Here is a 19,451-nt window from a genome sequence, read left to right as displayed (position 1 = left end):
GACCCGATGGGCGCTCAGAGCGCCGCCAGCAGCGGCAGCAGCAAGAGCAGCAGCGGCCAGCGCGGGCGCGGGATCTCGATGCGCTGCGCGCCGCCCCAGGGGCCGGGCTGGCCATCGGCGTCGACCGCACGCAGGCGCAGGTAGTAGGTGCCGGGTTCGGGGCGCGGCAGCCGCGCCTCGTCGCCCTCGGCCGACAGCTCGCGCAGCCCGGTGGCGAAGCCGGCGTCGGGGCTCCATTGCAGCTGGTAGCGCAGGCCCGGTTGCGTGCCCCAGCGCAGCCGGATCTCATGCTCGCCCAGCTCGGGATCGCGCGGCGGCGGGCTGGGCGGCAGCGGACGCAGCTCGACCGCCTGGGCCGGTCCGAACGGGCCCTGGTCCGCGCCGGCGGCGATGCTGGCCAGGCGCAGCCGGTAGCGGCCCGGCGGCAGCGGCAGCTCGAGGCTCGCGCCCCGCAGGTCGCCGCGCTCCAGCAGCGGGGTCTCGAAATCCGCACCCTGCTGCGCGATCTGCAGACGGTAGGCCTGGGCCGCCAGCGGTTCCGACCATTGCAGGCGCAGGGTCTCGCCATAGGCGATGGCGCCGGGCGCCAGCAGGAAGGGCGGCTCGGGCCGCGCCTTGATCTGCAGCGCGGCCTCGGCCGCCGGCCCCTCCAGGCCCAGCGCATCGATGCTGCGGATGCGCAGGCTGTAGTGGCCGTCCGGCAGCTCGGGCCAGCCGGCCTCGGGGCCGGGGACGAGGCCGTCCAGCAGCAGGCGGTCGAAGTCCCCGGCCGCGAACACCTGGGCGCGATAGGCGCGTGCCGCCGGGGCCGGCGTCCAGCGCAGGCGCAGCGGCAACTGCTCCAGCCGGGCCGGCAGCTCCGCGAGCGAGGGCGGGGCGGGGAGGGTGCCGCGCTGCGTTGCCGCGCCCGGTTGCGCCAGCGCGCCCTGGCCGGCCACCAGCGCGAGCGCGGTGCGCCCCTCACCGGCGCTGACCCGGCCCTCCAGCACCTGCACCGCGCTGCGCTCGGCCGAGGCCTGGACGCGGAACTCGGTGCCGCGCACGCCCAGGTTGATGCTGGGCGTGCGCAGCTGATAGCGCGGCGCCCCGTCCGCGACCGGCACGACCCGGCTGTCGGCGCCGCCGCGGTCCAGGCGCAGCCGGGTGCTGCTCAGCGCGGCACGGCCATGCACCAGCAGCTCTTCCAGGGTCAGCCGGCTGTCGGCCGTCAGCAGCAGGCGCGAGCCGTCGACGAAGCGCAGGCTCAGCGCGGAGGCCGGGCCGGTCTGCAGCGCATCGCCGGGACGCAGCAGGGCCTCGGCGTTCAAGGGGGCCGGGGGCTCGCCGGGGCGAAGCAGCTGCGCCGTGCCCTGCAGATGGATCACTCGTGCCACCGCGGTCTCGCGCTGCAGCCAGGCCACCGGCATGCGCAGGGTGCTGCCGGGTTGCAGCCGCAGCGGGTCGGGTACCCGGTTCAGGCGCTGCAGTTCGCGCCAGCCGTGGCGCGGATCGAGGTGGGTCTCGGCCAGCTGGATCAGGGTGTCGCCGGGCTGGATGCGGTAATGCCACTGCGCGGCCGGCTGGGCCGCCGCCGGTATCGCAAGCCCGGCCGCGGCCGCGCCGAGCATCCCGACGCATGAAATAAGAAGAAGTCGCTGGCGATCCAAGCTTCCCCCTTGCCCGCAGCACATATGTTGCGGTTTGTGACGGGCGATGTTAATCGGATCGCCGGCGGCGGCGGGCCTTTTGCCGGCCGTGGTGCCAGGGCCTGTCACCAAATAGGACAGCCCTGCGTAGCCCCACCCAGCGGGCGCAATCTAGGCGCAAAGCGGAACCGGGGTCGGGCCCCGGTGAGCATTTGCAACGACGAGTGCGCCCGCTGGGCGGGGCTACCCGAAGGGCCGGGGCTGCAAGACACGCATCGCGTCGTTACGTCCCTTGGTCGGGGATGGCCCCGACCTGCGGCCCACGCCTAGCGCTGCATGCCTTGCAGTCCCGGCGCAGGGTTGCCCTATTTGATGACAGGCCCTAGGCTCGGTTTTCCCGCCCCGCCGGAGCCGCGCATCATGGCCCCTGTCCCCGCCCAGAGCCGCCTGCATGCCTGGCTGTCGACCCATGCGGCCTGCTGCTTCTTGCTGATGACCCTGGCCTTCGTGCTGTTCGGCCTGCTGACCCTGGATCTGGTGCGGCTGGTCTCGGCCAACACGCAGTTCCTCTGGTCCGCCGGCTGGGGTGGGTTGTGGGAGGGCGGCTTGCAGCAGTTGCTGGAGCTGGTGCTGAGTGCGCTGCTGGCCAGCGCCGCCTATCTGCTGTTCAAGCTCTGCGAACTGGTGCTGGTGCAGCGCCTGGCGCGCGGCCGCGACGGAGGAGGCGGCCGCTCATGAGCGCCGAGCTGCAGGCCTGGCTGCTGCGCGCCGATGCCTGGGTCTATCTGCTGCTGTTCCTGCTGGTGTTCTGTGAGATCGGCATTGCGCCGCTGTTCTTCCTGCCTGGCGATCCGCTGCTGTTCTTCTGCGGGACCCTGGCCGCGGGCGGGATCCTGCGGCTGGCGCTGCTGCTGCCGCTGGTGGCATGCGCCGCGCTGGGCGGCAGCCTGCTGGCCTATGCGCTGGGCTGTCACCTGCGGCGCCACGCGCAGCGGGCGCAATGGCGCTGGCTGGACCCCGTCGCGCTGCGGCGCGCGCAGGAGTTCTTTGCCCGCCATGGCGCCCTGACCCTGCTGGTCTCGCCCTATGTGGCGGTGCTGCGCACCTTCGCGCCGCTGGCGGCCGGGGTGGCCGGCATGGCCGCGGCGCGCTTCGTGCCGGCCGCCGCGGCCGGGGCGGGGCTGTGGTCGGTCGGCCTGCTTAGCGCCGGCTATTTCTTCGGCCATATCCCGCTGGTGCGCGACCATATCGGCGCGCTCGCGCTGCTGGGTCTGGTGCTCGGCCTGGCCGGCCTGCTGCTGCGACGGCGCGGGCGGACGCCTCAGCTCTGAGCCAGTGCCCGGGCCAGCTCGTCGCGCAGCCGCCGCAGCGCCTGCAGCTCATGGTCCGGCGCCTGCAGCGCCGGCCAGAGCAGGGCGACCAGGTCGCGGGCGCTCTGTTCCACCTCGATCTGGCGGCCGGTGATGACCACCTCCCAGAGCACATGCTCCATCGGGCCGAACACCAGGGAGCGCAGCAGGCGCAGCGGGATGTCGCGCCGCAGCTCGCCGCGGGCCTGGCCGCGGGCCAGCAGGTCCATCAGCGGCGCGGTGTAGCGGCGCTGCAGCGCGACGAAGGCTTCGCCCAGCTCCTGGCCCTTGCTGCGGCCCTCGCTGAGCACCAGCTCGCACAGGCCGGTGCCCTGGATCAGGAACAGGCGCAGATGGGTGTGCACCATGAATTCCAGCTGCTCGCGCACCGGCCGGTCGCGCGGCAGGCCGGCCTCGGTGGCGGCGATGATCTCGTCGTACCAGTCGCCGATCACGCGCATGCACAGCTCGCGCTTGCCGCGGAAATAGGTGAAGACCGTGGCCTCGGAGACGCCCAGGCGCTGCGCGATCTCGGTGGTGGTGGCGCGCTCGTAGCCCAGCTCGGCGAACACCTCGCGGCCGACGCGCAGGATGTCGCGCACGCGCTGCTCGGCCTTGGCGCTGGCGGGAGCGCGGCGCTGGGCGGGCAGGGCGGTGGAGGAGGCGGGCGTCTGGTTAAGCATCGGTGGTGCCGATTCTGGGTGAATATTGAGGAAAGCTCAATATCTGTTGCTGCGTTGCCGCGGATTCGTTTATTCTTCGCCCTTGTTGCCTCGTCAAGAGGCGGATATCGATAAATTGAGCCGGCCTCAGGTCGGTGCCAGGAGACAGTCGATGGCGGTCCTTTCTTCCAAGCTCAATGCCCGTTCGGCGGATTTCAAGGCCAATGCCGACGCGATGCGTGCGGTCATCGACGACCTGAACGCCAAGCTGGAGCAGATCGCCCAGGGTGGCGGCGAGGCGGCGCGCGCCAAGCATGTGGCAAGAGGGAAGTTATTGCCGCGTGACCGGGTCGAGATGCTGCTGGATCCCGGCACGCCCTTCCTGGAGATCGGCCCGCTGGCCGGGCTGAACATGTATGAGAACGCCGCGCCCGGCGGTGGCGTGATCGCCGGCATCGGCCGCGTCGCCGGCGTCGAATGCGTGATCGTCTGCAACGACGCGACGGTCAAGGGCGGCACCTACTACCCGGTCACCGTCAAGAAGCATCTGCGTGCGCAGGAGATCGCGCAGCAGAACCGCCTGCCCTGCATCTACCTGGTCGACAGCGGCGGCGCCAACCTGCCGAACCAGGACGAGGTGTTCCCGGATCGCGATCACTTCGGCCGCATCTTCTTCAACCAGGCCAATCTGTCAGCCGCCGGCATCCCGCAGATTGCCGTCGTGATGGGCAGCTGCACCGCCGGCGGCGCCTACGTGCCGGCGATGAGCGACGAGACCATCATCGTCAAGAACCAGGGCACGATCTTCCTCGGTGGCCCGCCGCTGGTGAAGGCCGCCACCGGCGAGGTGGTCAGCGCCGAGGACCTGGGCGGCGGCGACGTGCACACGCGCCTCTCGGGCGTGGCCGACCATCTGGCCGAGAACGACACCCATGCGCTGGCGCTGGCGCGCCATTCGGTCGCCAGCCTGAACTGGCGCAAGGCGGGCGAGCTGCTGATGCGCACACCGCAGGCACCGCGCTTCGATGCGGCCGAGCTGCATGGCGTGATCCCGACCGACACCCGCAAGCCCTTCGACGTGCGCGAGGTGATCGCCCGCATCGTCGACGGCTCGGAGTTCGACGAGTTCAAGGCCCGCTATGGCAACACCCTGGTCTGCGGCTTCGCGCATATCGAGGGCATGCCGGTCGGCATCGTCGCCAACAACGGCATCCTGTTCGCCGAGAGCGCCAACAAGGGCGCGCATTTCATCGAGCTGTGCTGCCAGCGCAAGATCCCGCTGGTGTTCCTGCAGAACATCACCGGCTTCATGGTCGGCCGCAAGTACGAGAACGAGGGCATCGCCCGCGCCGGCGCCAAGATGGTGACGGCGGTAGCCTGCGCCCAGGTGCCGAAGTTCACCGTCATCATCGGCGGGTCTTTCGGTGCCGGCAACTACGGCATGTGCGGCCGCGCCTACTCGCCCCGCTTCCTGTGGATGTGGCCCAACGCGCGCATCTCGGTGATGGGCGGCGAGCAGGCGGCCAGCGTGCTGGCCACCGTCAAGCGCGACGGCATCGAGGCCAAGGGCGGCAGTTGGAGCGCCGAGGACGAGGAGAACTTCAAGGCCCCGATCCGCCAGCAGTACGAGGACCAGGGCCATCCCTATTACGCCAGCGCCCGCCTGTGGGACGACGGCGTGATCGACCCGGCCGACACGCGCCGCGTGCTGGCGCTGGGCCTCTCGGCCGCGCTGAACGCCGAGATTCCCGAGACGAAGTTCGGCGTGTTCCGGATGTAAGCGGCCGAGCCGGTCATGACGATCGCAATCCGCCCGCTGCACGATGGCGACGACCTGCAGGCCCTGACCGGCCTGTTACACGCCGCCTATGCCACCTTGCTTGCGCAGGGCTGGAACTTCACCGCCGCGACGCAGAGCGTGCAGACCACGCGCGAGCGCGTGGCCGCGGGCCAGGCCTTCGTTGCCGAGCGCACCGGGCGGCTGGTCGGCACGGTGACGATCGCGCCGCCGAAGCCGGTCGATGGCAGTTATCTGGGTGATGCCGTGCCCGCCGTCTATGCCGAGCCGCGCACCGCGCTCCTGGCCCAACTGGCCGTGCATCCGGACGAGCGCGGCCAGGGCCTGGCCGAGCGCCTGATGGATGTGGCCGAGGCCTGGGCCCGAGCGCAGGGCTATGCCCATGTGGCGCTGGACACCGCCAAGCCGGCCCAGGCCTTGCAGCGCCGGTATGCGCGCCGCGGCTATGCGCGGGTCGGCGAGGTGCAATGGGAGGGCAAGACCTATTCCAGCGTGCTGATGTGCAAACCCCTACAGGAGACCGCCCGATGAGCGACCCAGCCGTGTTGAAGATAGAGCGGGCCGGCGCCGTGGCGCGTGTCACCCTGAACCGACCCGAGGTGCGCAATGCCTTCAACGAGGCCCTGATCGCCGAGCTGACGGCCGTGTTCCAGTCCCTGGGGCAAGACCCGACCCTGCGGGCCATCGTGCTGGCCGCCGAGGGCAAGGCCTTCTGCGCCGGCGCCGATCTGAACTGGATGAAGGCGATGGCGGGCTACAGCTGGGACGAGAACCATGCCGACGCCTCGCGCCTGGCCGAGATGCTGTGGAGCCTCTACAGCTGCCCGGTGCCGGTGATCGCCCGCGTGCAGGGCGATGTCTATGCCGGCGGCGTGGGCCTGGTGGCCTGCTGCGACATCGTCGTCGCGGCCGAGCCGGCGGGCTTCTGCCTCAGCGAGGCCAAGCTGGGCCTGCTGCCGGCCACGATCGGGCCCTATGTAGTGCGCGCTTTAGGCGAGCAGGCCTCGCGCCGCTACTTCGTCACCGCCGAGCGCTTCGGCGCCGCCGAGGCGCATCGCCTGGGCCTGGTGCATGAGCTGGCCGCCGACGCCGCGCAGCTGGACGCCAAGGTCGAGGCCCTGCTGGCCGCGCTGCTGGCCAACGGTCCGGCCGCGGTGCGCGCCTGCAAGCGCCTGGTGCAGGATGTGGCCCATGCGGCCATCACGCCGCAGCTGCGCGACGACACCGCGCGCCGCATCGCCGACATCCGCGCCAGCGAGGAGGGGCGCGAGGGCGTGTCCAGCTTCTTGAACAAGGGCAAGCCCGGCTGGCTGCTCGGCTGAAACCATCGGCCCCGACCTCGCCATGAACCTGCCCGCCTCGCTCGACACCGCCCAGCTGCTGGCCCTGGCCGCCGCGCTGGGCTGGGCCAGCGGGCTGCGCCTGTATGCGGTGGTGTTCCTGGTCGGGCTGGCCGGGCGCCTGGAATGGCTGCCGCTGCCGGCGGGCCTGCAGCTGCTGCAGCAGCCGCTGGTGCTGGGCGCGGCCGGGCTGATGATGGGGGTCGAGTTCTTCGCCGACAAGATCCCGGGCCTGGACAGCCTGTGGGACCTGGTGCACACCCTGATCCGCATCCCGGCCGGCGCGGCGCTGGCGGCCGGCATGATCGGCGCCGACTCGCAGAGCTGGGGCCTGATCGCGGCGCTGCTGGGCGGCACCCTGGCCGCCACCGCGCATGCGGCGAAGGCGACGACGCGCGCGGCGGCCAACACCTCGCCCGAACCCTTTTCCAATATCGGCCTGTCGCTGCTGGGCGATGCCGCGGTGCCGACCATGCTGTGGCTGGCCTATGCCCATCCCTATGCCTTCGCGGTCGCGCTGCTGCTGGCGCTGGTCGTGATGCTGACCCTGCTGGTGCTGCTGTCCCGTTTCCTGCGCGGCCTGTGGCGCCGCGTGTTCGCCCGGGCACCGGCTCCGGCGCCCTGAGTTTTCGTTGTCTTCCGTGATGTCCGAGAGTTCCATTTCCTCTTCATCTCCCGTGATGCGGGACTGGCAGCGCCGCAGCCTGGCGAGCGTCTGGCATCCCTGCACGCAGATGGCGCGGGCCGCCAGCGCGCCGCCGCTGCCGATCGCACGCGGCGAGGGGCCCTGGCTGATCGACCATGAGGGTCGGCGCTATTTCGATGCCAACAGCAGTTGGTGGGTCAATCTGTTCGGCCATGCCGATGCACGCCTGAACGCGGCGATCAAGCAGCAGCTCGACACCTTGCCCCATGTGATGCTGGCCGGTTGCACGCATGAGCCGGCGGTGCGGCTGGCCGAGCGCCTGTCGGCCCTGACCGGCGGGGCGCTGGGCCATGTGTTCTTCGGCAGCGACGGCGCCAGCGCGGTCGAGATCGCGCTGAAGCAGAGCTTCCACAGCTGGCGCAACCGCGGCCGCGCGGGCAAGCGCGAGTTCGTCTGCCTGAAGAACGGCTATCACGGCGAGACCATCGGCGCGCTGGCGGTCACCGATGTGGCGATCTTCCGCGATGCCTACGACCCGCTGCTGATGCGCGCGCATATCGTCGAATCGCCGGACTCGCGACGCGGCAACGAGGCCCAGGCGCTGGCCGCGATGCGCGCGCTGCTGGAGCAGCGCCATGCCGAGATCGCCGCGGTGATCGTCGAGCCGCTGATCCAGGGTGCGGCCGGCATGGTGATGCATGAGCCGAGCTATCTGCGCGCGCTGCGGGCGCTGTGCACCGAGTTCGAGGTGCACCTGATCGCCGACGAGATCGCCGTCGGCTGCGGCCGCAGCGGTACCTTCTTCGCCTGGGAGCAGGCGGAGGCGCCGTGGCCGGACTTCCTGCTGCTCTCCAAGGGCATCACCGGCGGCACCCTGCCGCTGTCGCTGGTGCTGACGACCGAGGCGGTGTTCCAGGCCTTCTGGTCCGAGGACGTGACGCGCGGCTTCCTGCACTCGCATTCCTACACCGGCAACGCGCTGGCCTGCGCGGCCGCGAACGCGGTGCTGGATCGCTTCGAGCCCGATGCTGCGGCCGGGGGCGGGCAGCTGGCGCGCAACCGCGAGCAGGCCGCGCTGCTGGCCGCGGCCTTCGCGCCGCTGGCCGCGGATACGCGCATCGAGCATCTGCGCCAGCGCGGCCTGGTGCTGGCCTTCGACGTGAAGCAGGCCGGCGAGCGCTTCGCGGAGCGCTTTCACCTGGCCGCGCGCCGCCATGAACTGCTGATCCGCCCGATCGGCTCTACCGTCTACTTGATGCCGCCCTATCTGATCGATGCGGACGCGGCGCAGTTCCTCTTCAAGGCCGTGCTGGCCAGTCTCGACCATGTCCTTGCTTGATCACCTGGAGGGCAAGCTGCGCGCCATCGCCGCGCAAGACCTGACCCGTTTCCTGCGCGCCGCTGAAAGCCCCACCGCGCCGCGCCAGCGGGTGCGCGGCGCCGACGGACTGACGCGCGAGCTGCTGATGTTCTGCTCGAACGACTACCTGGGCCTGGCCGACCATCCGCGCATCGCGCAGGCGCTGATCGAGGGCGCCGAGGTCTATGGCGGCGGCTCCGGCGCCTCGCACCTGATCAGCGGCCATTCGATCGCGCATGAGCGGCTCGAGGACGCGCTGGCCGCCTGGTTCGCGCCCTACATCCCGCATGCACCGCGCGCCCTGAGCTTCTGCACCGGCTATATGGCGAACCTGGCGGTGCTGACCGCGCTGGGCGATGCGGAGGCCGAGATCTTCTCCGAGGCGCTGAACCATGCCTCGCTGATCGACGGCACGCGCCTGGCCAAGGCCAAGGTCAGCCGCTACGGCCATTGCGACCTGGCCGAGCTGCGCGCGCTGCTGCAGGCCAGCACGGCGCGGGTCAAGCTGATCGTCACCGACGCGGTGTTCAGCATGGACGGCGACATCGCGCCGCTGCCGGCGCTGCTGGCGCTGGCCGAGGAATTCGATGCCTGGCTGATCGTCGACGATGCCCATGGCTTCGGCGTGCTGGGCAAAACCGGCCGCGGCGCGCTGGAGCATTTCGACCTCAGCAGCGAACGCCTGATCCTGATCGGCACCCTGGGCAAGGCGGCCGGCCTGTCGGGCGCCTTCGTCGCCGCCCATGCCACCGTGATCGAGTACCTGCTGCAGGCCGCGCGCAGCTATATCTTCACCACCGCCTCGCTGCCCGCGGTGGCCCATGCGCTGCTGACCAGCCTGGACCTGATCGAGGGCGACACCGGCGCGCAGCGGCGCGAGCGCCTGCGCGCGCTGCAACAGCGCCTGCGCCGCGGCATCGGCGCGCTGCTGCAGCGCCGGCCCGAGCTGGGCTGGCGCCTGGCCGATTCCGAGACGCCGGTGCAACCGCTGATCGTCGGCGGCAACGCCGAGGTGATGCGCCTGGCGGCCGCGCTGGAGCAGGAGGGCCTGCGCGTGCCGGGCATCCGCCCGCCGACCGTGCCCAAGGGCGAGGCGCGGCTGCGCATCACGCTGTGCGCGACGCACAGCGATGCGGACATCGACCATCTGCTCGCCGCGCTGGAGGCGGCTTCGGCATGAGCCGCGGTTTCTTCATCACCGGCACCGACACCGAGATCGGCAAGACCGCGGTCACCGCGGGCCTGACCCATCTGGCCGCCACCGCGGGCCTGCGCGCCGCGGGCATCAAGCCGCTGGCTGCGGGCCAGGCGCTGGTCGACGGCCGCTGGGTCAACGAGGACGTGGCGCGCCTGCGGGCCGCGACCAATATGGGCCTGAGCGATGCCGAGGTCGGCCCGCTGCAGCTGCGCACGCCCTGCGCACCGCATATCGCGGCCAGGCTGGAGGGCGTGGCCATCGAGCGCGAGCCGCTGCTGGCCGCGGTGCGCGGCGTCGCGGCGCGGGCGGACATCGCCTTCGTCGAGGGCGTCGGTGGCTTTCGCGTGCCCCTGCTCGATGGTTGGGATACGGCCGACCTGGCGGTGGACCTGGGCCTGCCGGTGCTGCTGGTCGTCGGCCTGCGCCTGGGCTGCATCAGCCATGCGCTGCTGACCGCCGAGGCCGTGCGCGCGCGAGGGCTGACCCTGGCCGGCTGGGTGGCCAACACCGTGGACCCCGATCAACCCCATGTGGCCGACAATCTGGCGGCGCTGGCCCAGGGCCTCGCCGCACCCTGCTGGGGCCATGTGCCCCGGCTCGCCGATCCGAACCACGCGGCCGTGGCCGCGTACCTGACGATCCCATCTTCTTCCTTTTCCCTGCTGTCTTCTCTGCCATGAACCAGATCCAGACCCTGACGCCGACCACCGACGCCGACCGCCGCAACGCGAAACCCTGGACCGTCAACGAGGTCGCGGCCCTGTTCGAGCTGCCCTTCAACGACCTGCTGTTCCGCGCCCAGCAGGTGCACCGCGAGCATTTCGATGCCAATGCGGTGCAGCTCTCGACCCTGCTGTCGATCAAGACCGGCGGCTGCGAGGAGGACTGCAAGTACTGCCCGCAGTCGGCCCATTTCGATACCGGCCTGAAGGCCGAGAAGCTGTTGCCGCTGGACGAGGTGCTGGAGGCCGCACGCGCCGCCAAGGCCAATGGCGCGACGCGCTTTTGCATGGGGGCGGCCTGGCGCGCGCCCAAGGAGCGCCACCTGGAGCAGATCGGCGAGATGATCTCCGGCGTCAAGGCCCTGGGCCTGGAGACCTGCCTGACCGCCGGCATGCTGGCCGACGGCCAGGCCGAGCAGCTGAAGGACGCGGGCCTGGACTACTACAACCACAACCTCGACACCGCGCCGGAGTTCTACGGCCAGATCATCACCACCCGCACCTACCAGGACCGGCTGGACACGCTGGATCGCGTGCGCGCCCAGGGCCTGAAGGTCTGCTCCGGCGGCATCGTCGGCATGGGCGAGACGCGCCGCCAGCGCGCCGGCCTGGTGGTGCAGCTGGCCAATCTGGATCCGTACCCGGAGTCGGTGCCGATCAACAACCTGGTGCAGGTCGAGGGCACGCCGCTGGCCGGCACCCAGGCGCTGGACCCCTTCGAGTTCGTGCGCACGATCGCGGTCGCCCGCATCACGATGCCGCGCGCGATGGTGCGCCTGTCGGCCGGCCGCGAGGAGATGCCGGAGAGCCTGCAGGCCCTGTGCTTCCTGGCCGGCGCCAACTCGATGTTCTACGGCGACAAGCTGCTGACCACCAGCAACCCGCAAGCCGAGAAGGACCGCCAGCTGATCGCGCGCCTGGGCATGCATTGCGCGACCGAGGCGCAGCTGAGCCAGACAGAGGCCGGTGAGGCCTGCGGCGGGCATTGCCACTGAACGAACAAGCATCAAGAGAGACAACGGAGACCCCGCCATGTTCAAGAAGATCCTGATCGCCAATCGAGGCGAAATCGCCTGCCGCGTCGCGGCAACGGCCCGGCGCATGGGCATCAAGACCGTGGCGGTGTATTCCGAGGCGGATGCGAAGGCCAAGCATGTGCAGGCCTGCGACGAGGCGGTGCTGATCGGCGGCCCGGCGCCGCGCGAGTCCTATCTGCAGTGGCAGCGCATCCTCGCCGCGGCCAAGGCCACCGGCGCCGAGGCGGTGCATCCGGGCTATGGCTTCCTCAGCGAGAACGAGGAGTTCGCCCAGGCCTGCGCCGATGCGGGCCTGGTCTTCATCGGCCCACCGCCCTCTGCCATCCAGGCGATGGGCCTGAAGGCCGAGTCGAAGCGCCTGATGGAGGCGGCCGGCGTGCCACTGGTGCCGGGCTATCACGGCGCGGACCAGGATCCGGCGCTGCTCAAGCGTGAGGCCGAGCGCATCGGCTACCCGGTGCTGATCAAGGCCAGCGCCGGCGGCGGCGGCAAGGGCATGCGTGCGGTCTACGCGGCCGAGGAGTTTGACGCCGCGCTGGCCTCCTGCAAGCGCGAGGCGATCAACAGCTTCGGCGACGACGCGGTGCTGATCGAGCGCTATGTGCAGCGCCCGCGCCATATCGAGATCCAGGTGTTCGGCGACAGCCATGGCGATTGCGTCTACCTGTTCGAGCGCGATTGCTCGGTGCAGCGCCGCCATCAGAAGGTGCTGGAGGAGGCCCCGGCGCCGAGCATGACGGCCGAGCGCCGTGCCGAGATGGGCGCGGCCGCGGTGGCCGCGGCCAAGGCGGTGGGCTACCAGGGCGCCGGCACGGTGGAGTTCATCGCCGAACAGGATGGCCGCTTCTATTTCATGGAAATGAACACCCGGCTGCAGGTCGAGCATCCGGTGACCGAGGCGATCACCGACCAGGACCTGGTCGAGTGGCAGCTGCGCGTCGCGGCCGGCGAGCCGCTGCCGCTGAAGCAGAACGAGCTGCGCATGCACGGCCATGCGATCGAGGCGCGCATCTGCGCCGAGAACCCGGATGCCGGCTTCCTGCCGGCCACCGGCACCTTGAACGTCGCGCGCTGGCCGGATCACGTCAGCTTCGAGCGCGGCGCGGTGCGGATCGATTCCGGCGTCGGCGAGGGCGATGCGATCAGCCCCTATTACGACTCGATGGTGGCCAAGCTGATCGTCTGGGGCGAGACCCGCGAGCAGGCGCTGGCGCGCCTGGATGCCGCGCTGCGCGACACCCATATCGTCGGCCTGCAGACCAATGTGGCCTTCCTGCGCCGCTGCGCGGCCACGGCCTCGTTTGCCGGCGCCGACCTGGACACCGCGCTGATCGAGCGCGAGAAGGCTCAGCTCTTCGACCAGCCGGGCCTGCCGCTGGAGATCGCCGCCGCCGCGGTGGTGGCGCACACGCTGGCGGCCGAGGCCGCCCTGCAGACCACCGACCCCTGGAGCCGCCGCGATGGCTGGCGCCTCTACGGCGCCTCGGCGCGCCGCTTCGATCTGGAGCTGGGGGGCGCGCGCCATGCGGTGCTGCTGTCGAGGCATCACCAGGGCGGCATGCAACTGACGGTGGGTGGTTCAGTCCAGGCCTTCGCCGTCAACTCAGCCAGCCTCGAAAGCCACGAACTGCTGCTGGGCGAGGGCCTGGGTCAGCAACGCGTCATGGTCAAGACCTACGCGCTGGGTGAAAAGGTCGCGGTGTTCGCGCCCCAGGGCTCGGCCCTGCTGACCGAGATCGATCCGATTGCCCATGCCGGCGAAGGGGCAACGGATGCCGGCCGCCTGACCGCGCCGATGCCGGGCAAGATGGTGTCCTTCCTGGCCAAGCCGGGCGACAAGGTCGCCAAGGGCCAGCCGCTGGCGGTGATGGAGGCGATGAAGATGGAGCACACGATCAATGCGCCGCGCGACGGTGTCGTCGCGGAACTGCTGTTCGCGGTCGGCGACCAGGTCGGCGACGGCGCGGAGCTACTGCGACTGGAGTCCTGAGATGAGCATGAGCTTGCCTACCCGAGTCACCCTGGTCGACGTCGGCCCGCGCGACGGGCTTCAGAACGAGAAGCAGCCGGTCTCCACCGAGCACAAGGCCACGCTGGTCGCGATGCTGCAGGACGCCGGCCTGAAGGAGATCGAGGTCACCAGCTTCGTCAGCCCGAAATGGGTGCCGCAGATGGCCGACAACGTCGACGTGATGGCGGCGGTCACGCGCAAGCCCGGCGTGCGCTACAGCGTGCTGACGCCGAACATGAAGGGCCTGGAGGCGGCGCTGCCGACCAAGCCGGACGAGATCGTCGTGTTCGCCGCGGCCAGCGAGGCCTTCTCGCAGAGGAACATCAACTGCTCGATCGCCGAGAGCATCGAGCGTTTCGCGCCGGTCGTCGCCGCGGCGCATGAGGCCGGCCTCAAGGTGCGCGGCGCGCTGTCCTGCGCGGTCGGCTGCCCCTACCAGGGCGAGGTGACGCCGGACGAGGTGGAGCGCGTCGTGAAGCTGATGCAGGGCATCGGCGTCGACCACATGGGCATCGCCGACACCATCGGCGTCGGCACGCCGAAGAAGGTGCAGGCCGCGATGGAGCGTGCGCTCAAGCATTACCCGCTGGTCGAGGTCAGCGGCCATTTCCACGACACCTACGGCCAGGCGCTGACCAATATCTATGCCTGCCTGGAGATGGGCATCCACAACTTCGACGCCAGCGTCTCCGGCCTGGGCGGCTGCCCCTATGCCAAGGGCGCCACCGGCAATGTCGCGACCGAGGACGTGGTGTTCATGCTGAACGGCCTCGGGATCGAGACCGGCATCGACATCGACAAGCTGGTCGATGCCGGCGCCTATATCTCCAATGCGCTGGGCCGCCCGCCGGTCGCGCGGGTCGCGCGGGCGCTGCTGGCCAAGCGCGCCGGCTGACTGAGCCTTTTTCTATCTCGAGGCCTGCACCAGCACCGGCCTGAGCCCCTGCAGCGCCTCCAGCTCGGATCGCTGCGCGGAGCGCGCGAGCACCGTGATGTAGAACCGCTCCTGGGCCACGATGCCCAGCCGGCTCTGTCCGCCATAGGCGGTGGCGCTGCTCGTCGGCTGCGCATGGGCCGCGCCGAGCGGCAGCCAGGCCGGGGTATCCGCCGCGGCACGTGAACCGGCGCCGCCACCCGCCGCATCCGCCCGCGGCCCCTCGATCACGATGCCGCTTGCGCTGGCGAGCTGGCGGTTCAGTTCGTTGATTCTCTGGTTCGACTGGCTCAGGTTGTGCGTGGTCGAGCTGGTACCCAGCGCACCGATCACCAGGGTCGGCAGGCCCAGCGCGGTCATGAAGACGTCGCGCAGCGAGCGGGCCGAATCCGCCTCGATGATGATCACGATCACCCCGACGCTGACGGCCATCAGCGCACCGACCGGGATGTAGGTCTGGCTGAACAGCTGGATGTCGTCGGTCGGGCCGCCGCTCAGCACCGTCATCAGGCGTGGAAAGAAGGCGGCCAGGGCGCCAGCGAACAGGCCGACGCCGAGCCGGCTGAGCGTGATGGTGCTGCTGCGCATCATGATCAGGTTCTCCCCTTACGGCCTTGTTGGATCGGCCGGCCTCCTCGGGCAAGACTAGGGGCGGGGAGGGTGCCGACGCAAGACCCGCCATACCCATCCTGATGAGCAAGCGCGGCGCCGATCGGCCGGCCACCTGTTGCTGCACGGTCAAGGGCTCCCCCAGCGGGGGGGCTCCTGCGCCGCTGCTCGCGCGCCGTTAATCGGGGCTTCATCAGGCAGGCCTCGAGGGGCTGCCGGCTCTGCTTGAATCGCGGCAATCCTGCGGCGCCGGCACGCGCGGTGCAGGAAGGAAGGCAGGCAAGCCAGCCATCAGCCCAACAGAGGAGGCGCGCGATGACGGTGCGGAGTAGCGGCAGCAGCGGTTTTCTTGCCCGGCTGGGTCTGCCGGCCCTGGCGGCCTGTGGAGGAGGTGGCGGTGAGACGCCACCTCCTCCACCGGTCTCCGGCCCGGTCGACAACGACAACGACAACGACAACGACAACGACAACGACAACGACATCCCGGCGCTGCGCCGCCTGGTCGAGGCCCGGGATCCGGTGATCCCGGTCACGCCGCGCTGGGGCGCGGAGCTGCTGCGCGCGATCGACGGCTTCCAGTACCGCCGCTATACCGACGCGGCCGGTAGCTCCCGCCAGCAGCCGGCCTATGTGCCGGCCGAGTGGCTGACGGCCCTGCGGCCGCTGCTCAAAGGTGCGCGCGATTTCGTGGATCCGCTGGAGCGGATTTCGCACGGGAACATGGTGCTGTCGCAGCTGGTCGAATCCAGCCCGCAGGCCGGTGTCGTGCTGCTCGATCCGCCGCCGATTGGCTCGCTGTTCGCGGCCCGGCGCGCCCAGGTCTGTGCCCGCGATGCGGCAGCACTGGAGCAAGGCGCGCAGCGCCTGGCCGAAAGCCTGCGCGAGGTGATGGCGCGTCATGGCGTCGACTATGTGAACCTGTCGGACGGGCTCGACGCGGAGTTCATGCAGGTTCATTGGACCCGCCTGGGTTGTGCAGGCGCGCTGACGCCCGAGGGTGCGAACTGGCTGATGCTGGCGCTGCGGCCCCTGTTCGCGCAGCTGTTTGAGACGCCCGCGGTGCTGGGCGTGCAGTCGGCCGGCAGCTGGCGCAGCGGCCTGATGTCGCCGCTGACCCATCCGCTGGACGTGCTGGAGTTGCCCCATCGGGTGCGGGTCAGCTACTTCCATCCGCTGCAGGCCGCGCCGCTGCCGGCCGACGGCGTGACCGGCGGGCAGCGCCCCGCGGTCGAGGAGCCCACCGCAGGGGATCGTCGCTGGATCGAATTTTTCTTCGGCACCGGTATGACCCGGCCCGGCCTGCGACCGGAACTCAATGCCGCGCCACCGCTGAACAGCACCGCGGTCTATGGCCTGGGGCTGTGGCCCCTGGAAAGATCCACGACCTCCTGGTCGGCGCCCCACGCGCTGAACCGGCTGATCTTCTTGAAGCAGCAATTGGCACCGACGCTGGCGTCCGAGGCGCCGCTGGAGGCGGCCCTGATCCGGCGCATGAAAGAGGCCCTGACCCCGACGGGCTGCAGCTGGGCACCGGAGGACGGCGGCCGCTGCAAGCTGCAGGACCCGGGCTGGCACCGGCAGCAGGAGGGGCTGGCTGGGGGCGGACTGGCGCTGGGATCGCTGAGCCGCCGCCAACGCAGCATGCGCCGCGAAAGGCAGAAAAGACAGCAAACAACGATGCTCAAGGAGGAGCGCATTCATGAAGTACCTATCTCATCGGGCCGGGCTGGCCGGCATCCTGTTGCTGCTCGCGGTGGCGCTAGGCGCTTGCGGTGGGGGAGGCGGTGGCGGCGGAGGTAGTTCCGCCGACTCCGCGACCTCCGTGACACCACCCACGACACCGACCACGCCGACCACGCCGACTACGCCGACTACGCCGACTACGCCGACTACGCCAACTACGCCAACTACGCCGACTACGCCGACTACGCCAACTACGCCAACTACGCCAACTACGCCGCCCCTGGCCGTCCACTCGCCCTACATCCCCAAGCCGAATGGCTACGACATCGAGTGGCGCCTGCTGGAGGCCGATGCAGGCAAGGCCAAGCCGATGGACGACAAGGCCTATGGGGCGGCGCCGGCCGGCAATGCCCATGGCTGGACCCATCAGGCCAAGTTGCTCGGCTCGGGGCTGTACCGCATCGAGCTGGCGCAGGGGCGCTTCTACCGTTTCTCCAGCAACAACGAGTGGGCGGGCAATCTGACGGTCTATGACGCGGCGGGCTATCAGCTCTATGCCGGCCTGGGCGAACTGGACCGGGTGCATCCGCTCGATGATCCGCTGGCCTATGAGCTGCTCGCGTTGCGCGACGGCGCGGTGTTCGTGAAGCTGGAGGCAACCGGCGGCGCGACCTCTGCCTTGGTGGATCTGCTGATCGAGACTACCGGCGCCAGCCTGGGGGGCGATGCGCCGCGGCAGATCGACCTTGCCACCATGGGTCAGGGCACTGGCGCGGGCCAGGCCCATGCGGCCTTCTTCGGCGGTGCCGGCGACGATCGCATCATTGGCAAGCCACATGCACCCAATACCATCTTCGGCGGAGCAGGCGATGATGTGGTCGAGCTCAAGACCCAGGCCAAGACGCTCTCGCGCGTCGATGGCGGGCCGGCGCGGGACACCCTGGTCGTCGGCTTCCCCAGCGCCGCTGCGCAGCTCAGCCGCCTCAACGCCTATGGCCCTTACCGCCATCTGGCTCCCAACGGCAGCAAGCCCGACGCCCATGCGCTGAGCGGTAGCCCCGATGGCGCCATCATCATCCTGCGCGGCATCGAGCGCATCCAGTTCAGCGACAAAGCGGTCGAGCCGAAGGATCTGGCGGGGTACTGAAGAAAAGCCCGCATTGCATTTGTCGAATTCCCTCCCGCTCACCCGTCGTCCGGTTGGGCCGTTCACAAGCCCGGGTGCGGGCGCGCCCGGCCGGCCCTTTCTTGGACCAAGGAGAGCATCCCATGAGGAAGATCATCGCCGCGCTGCAGGTGTCGCTGGACGGGTACATCGAAGGGCCCGAGGGCGAACTGGACTGGGTCGCGAGCTGGGAGGACAGTTTCGACCTGCTGTCGCGCATCGACACCTGCATCCTGGGCCGGGGCATGTACCCGAGCTACGAGCAGTACTGGAGCCAGATCCTGGCCGATCCGGAAGCCGTGCATCCCTTCACCGGCCGCCGGCCCTCGCCGGGCGAGCGGCTGTATGCGCGCTTCGCCGAGCATGCGCCGCATCTCTTGCTGTCCCGCAGCCTGCGGCAGGTCGCCTGGTCGAACACCCGCATCCTGCGCGACCTGGAGGCTCTGCGCGCGGAGAAGGCGAAGCCCGGCAAGGACATGCATGCGCTCGGCGGCGCCTCGCTGATCAACGCGCTGCTGAACGCCGGCCTGGTGGACGAGCTGCGGCTGATGGTCAACCCGGTACTGCTGGGTCGCGGCAAGGCGCTGTTCGGCGCCTTGCGCGCCCGCCATGCGCTGCGCCTGCGCGAGGGGCGGGCGCTGGATGCGGGCCGGGTGCTGCTGGCTTATGACTGCTGAGCCGCGCTCGATTACCTAAGTCACGCCGCGCATTGCTCCCCGCTGGCTATTCTTCGGACCGAGTTTCGAAGAAAGATGCCAGATGGGAAGCATGCGCAGCGCGATCAGGGTTTCGGCGATGGCGGCTGGCACGGCCGCCGCGCTGCTGCTGGGCGCCTGCGCCAGCGGCCCGAAGCCGACCGTGCTCAGCGGCAGCATCGCGGCCTCGGCGCGCGTCAATCCGAGCGTCAGCAAGCGGCCCTCGCCGCTGCTGCTGCGTGTCTACGAGCTGAAGACGGCCAATGCCTTCAATGCGGCGGACTTCGTCTCGCTCTACCAGCGCGACCAGGCCGAGCTCGGCACCGACCTGGTGGCGCGCGAGGAGCTGACCCTGAACCCCGGCGAATCGCGTGTGCTGCCCAGCAAGACCCTGGCGGCCGAGACGCGCTTCGTCGCCGTGTTCGCCGCCTACCGCGACCTGGAGAACGCCCGCTGGCGCGCGGTGGTGCCGATCCAGCCGGGCCGCAAGCAGCAGATCCTCATCCAGGCCGAAGAGCTGGCGGTCAGCGCGACGGTGAAGCCATGAGCCCGGGCCGTTCATACCCGGGGACGGGGCGCCGTCCGGCGCCGACGCGCGCTCCGCGCGGGAGCGGTCG

At 70.3% G+C, this 19,451-nt stretch carries 19 protein-coding genes; 16 read left to right on the top strand and 3 right to left on the bottom strand.

All coding sequences use genetic code 11. From position 1 onward, the window contains the following. Positions 1-14: 14 nt before the first annotated feature. On the bottom strand, positions 15-1,607 hold the full coding sequence (locus G8A07_RS23965; RefSeq protein WP_195794430.1) for a FecR domain-containing protein: 1,593 nt from the start codon (positions 1,605-1,607) through the stop codon (positions 15-17). 438 nt (positions 1,608-2,045) lie between these two features. Between G8A07_RS23965 and G8A07_RS23960 the strand changes: the two genes are divergently transcribed. Together G8A07_RS23960 and G8A07_RS23955 are read left to right on the top strand one after the other, a co-directional pair. Then, positions 2,046-2,363 carry a hypothetical protein gene (locus G8A07_RS23960; RefSeq protein WP_195794429.1) on the top strand — a complete coding sequence of 106 codons (318 nt, stop codon included), beginning with the start codon at positions 2,046-2,048 and terminating at the stop codon, positions 2,361-2,363. Continuing rightward, entirely contained in the window at positions 2,360-2,956 is a 597-nt protein-coding gene (locus G8A07_RS23955) for a DedA family protein (protein WP_195794428.1), read from the top strand. Before G8A07_RS23960 ends, G8A07_RS23955 begins: the two co-directional genes overlap by 4 nt. Here G8A07_RS23955 and G8A07_RS23950 read toward each other — a convergent pair. After that, a complete protein-coding gene (locus G8A07_RS23950) occupies positions 2,947-3,657 on the bottom strand; it encodes a TetR/AcrR family transcriptional regulator (protein WP_195794427.1) in 711 nt (236 codons plus the stop codon). The genes G8A07_RS23955 and G8A07_RS23950 overlap by 10 nt on opposite strands. 151 nt (positions 3,658-3,808) lie before the next feature. Between G8A07_RS23950 and G8A07_RS23945 the strand changes: the two genes are divergently transcribed. From G8A07_RS23945 to G8A07_RS23900, 10 genes are read left to right on the top strand one after another with little or no spacing between them, the layout of a single operon-like run. Further along, positions 3,809-5,416, top strand: coding sequence for a carboxyl transferase domain-containing protein (locus tag G8A07_RS23945; RefSeq protein ID WP_195794426.1), 1,608 nt, complete (start codon positions 3,809-3,811; stop codon positions 5,414-5,416). 15 nt (positions 5,417-5,431) lie between these two features. Continuing rightward, positions 5,432-5,965, top strand: coding sequence for a GNAT family N-acetyltransferase (locus tag G8A07_RS23940; RefSeq protein ID WP_195794425.1), 534 nt, complete (start codon positions 5,432-5,434; stop codon positions 5,963-5,965). After that, entirely contained in the window at positions 5,962-6,756 is a 795-nt protein-coding gene (locus G8A07_RS23935; RefSeq protein ID WP_195794424.1) for an enoyl-CoA hydratase/isomerase family protein, read from the top strand. The genes G8A07_RS23940 and G8A07_RS23935 overlap by 4 nt, the downstream gene beginning before the upstream one ends. 22 nt (positions 6,757-6,778) lie before the next feature. Then, positions 6,779-7,399, top strand: coding sequence for a DUF4126 domain-containing protein (locus G8A07_RS23930; RefSeq protein WP_195794423.1), 621 nt, complete (start codon positions 6,779-6,781; stop codon positions 7,397-7,399). A gap of 19 nt (positions 7,400-7,418) precedes the next feature. After that, the gene (gene bioA / locus G8A07_RS23925; RefSeq protein WP_195794422.1) at positions 7,419-8,759 is read left to right on the top strand and encodes an adenosylmethionine--8-amino-7-oxononanoate transaminase; all 1,341 of its coding nucleotides are present in this window, start codon (positions 7,419-7,421) and stop codon (positions 8,757-8,759) included. Next, positions 8,746-9,960 (top strand): 8-amino-7-oxononanoate synthase, encoded by a 1,215-nt coding sequence (gene bioF / locus G8A07_RS23920; protein WP_195794421.1) that lies wholly within the window; start codon positions 8,746-8,748, stop codon positions 9,958-9,960. The genes bioA and bioF overlap by 14 nt, the downstream gene beginning before the upstream one ends. Continuing rightward, positions 9,957-10,658 carry a dethiobiotin synthase gene (gene bioD / locus G8A07_RS23915; RefSeq protein ID WP_195794420.1) on the top strand — a complete coding sequence of 234 codons (702 nt, stop codon included), beginning with the start codon at positions 9,957-9,959 and terminating at the stop codon, positions 10,656-10,658. The genes bioF and bioD overlap by 4 nt, the downstream gene beginning before the upstream one ends. Further along, on the top strand, positions 10,655-11,695 hold the full coding sequence (bioB, locus tag G8A07_RS23910) for a biotin synthase BioB (RefSeq protein ID WP_195794419.1): 1,041 nt from the start codon (positions 10,655-10,657) through the stop codon (positions 11,693-11,695). The genes bioD and bioB overlap by 4 nt, the downstream gene beginning before the upstream one ends. A 37-nt stretch (positions 11,696-11,732) precedes the next feature. Beyond that, the gene (locus G8A07_RS23905) at positions 11,733-13,727 is read left to right on the top strand and encodes an acetyl/propionyl/methylcrotonyl-CoA carboxylase subunit alpha (RefSeq protein WP_195794418.1); all 1,995 of its coding nucleotides are present in this window, start codon (positions 11,733-11,735) and stop codon (positions 13,725-13,727) included. Positions 13,728-13,734: 7 nt separating this feature from the next. After that, entirely contained in the window at positions 13,735-14,643 is a 909-nt protein-coding gene (locus G8A07_RS23900; RefSeq protein ID WP_195797943.1) for a hydroxymethylglutaryl-CoA lyase, read from the top strand. 12 nt (positions 14,644-14,655) lie between these two features. Here the strand turns inward: G8A07_RS23900 and G8A07_RS23895 are convergent, their stop codons facing one another. Continuing rightward, positions 14,656-15,273 carry a hypothetical protein gene (locus G8A07_RS23895; RefSeq protein WP_195794417.1) on the bottom strand — a complete coding sequence of 206 codons (618 nt, stop codon included), beginning with the start codon at positions 15,271-15,273 and terminating at the stop codon, positions 14,656-14,658. 333 nt (positions 15,274-15,606) lie between these two features. On the opposite strand from G8A07_RS23895, the gene G8A07_RS23890 reads away from it, so the two are divergent. From G8A07_RS23890 to tssJ, 4 genes are all read left to right on the top strand, one after another. Continuing rightward, on the top strand, positions 15,607-17,091 hold the full coding sequence (locus G8A07_RS23890; RefSeq protein WP_195794416.1) for a hypothetical protein: 1,485 nt from the start codon (positions 15,607-15,609) through the stop codon (positions 17,089-17,091). Continuing rightward, positions 16,991-18,121 (top strand): hypothetical protein, encoded by a 1,131-nt coding sequence (locus G8A07_RS23885; RefSeq protein ID WP_195794415.1) that lies wholly within the window; start codon positions 16,991-16,993, stop codon positions 18,119-18,121. The genes G8A07_RS23890 and G8A07_RS23885 overlap by 101 nt, the downstream gene beginning before the upstream one ends. A 122-nt stretch (positions 18,122-18,243) precedes the next feature. Further along, complete coding sequence (locus tag G8A07_RS23880; protein ID WP_195794414.1) at positions 18,244-18,816, top strand: dihydrofolate reductase family protein; 573 nt, start codon at positions 18,244-18,246, stop codon at positions 18,814-18,816. 118 nt (positions 18,817-18,934) lie between these two features. After that, positions 18,935-19,381, top strand: a complete 447-nt coding sequence (gene tssJ, locus G8A07_RS23875) for a type VI secretion system lipoprotein TssJ (RefSeq protein ID WP_195794413.1) — start codon at positions 18,935-18,937, stop codon at positions 19,379-19,381. Positions 19,382-19,451: the final 70 nt, after the last annotated feature.

Origin of the sequence: Roseateles sp. DAIF2, assembly GCF_015624425.1 — a bacterium.
Taxonomy (GTDB): Bacteria; Pseudomonadota; Gammaproteobacteria; order Burkholderiales; family Burkholderiaceae_C; genus Kinneretia.
This window is presented reverse-complemented; position numbering and strand designations above follow the sequence as displayed.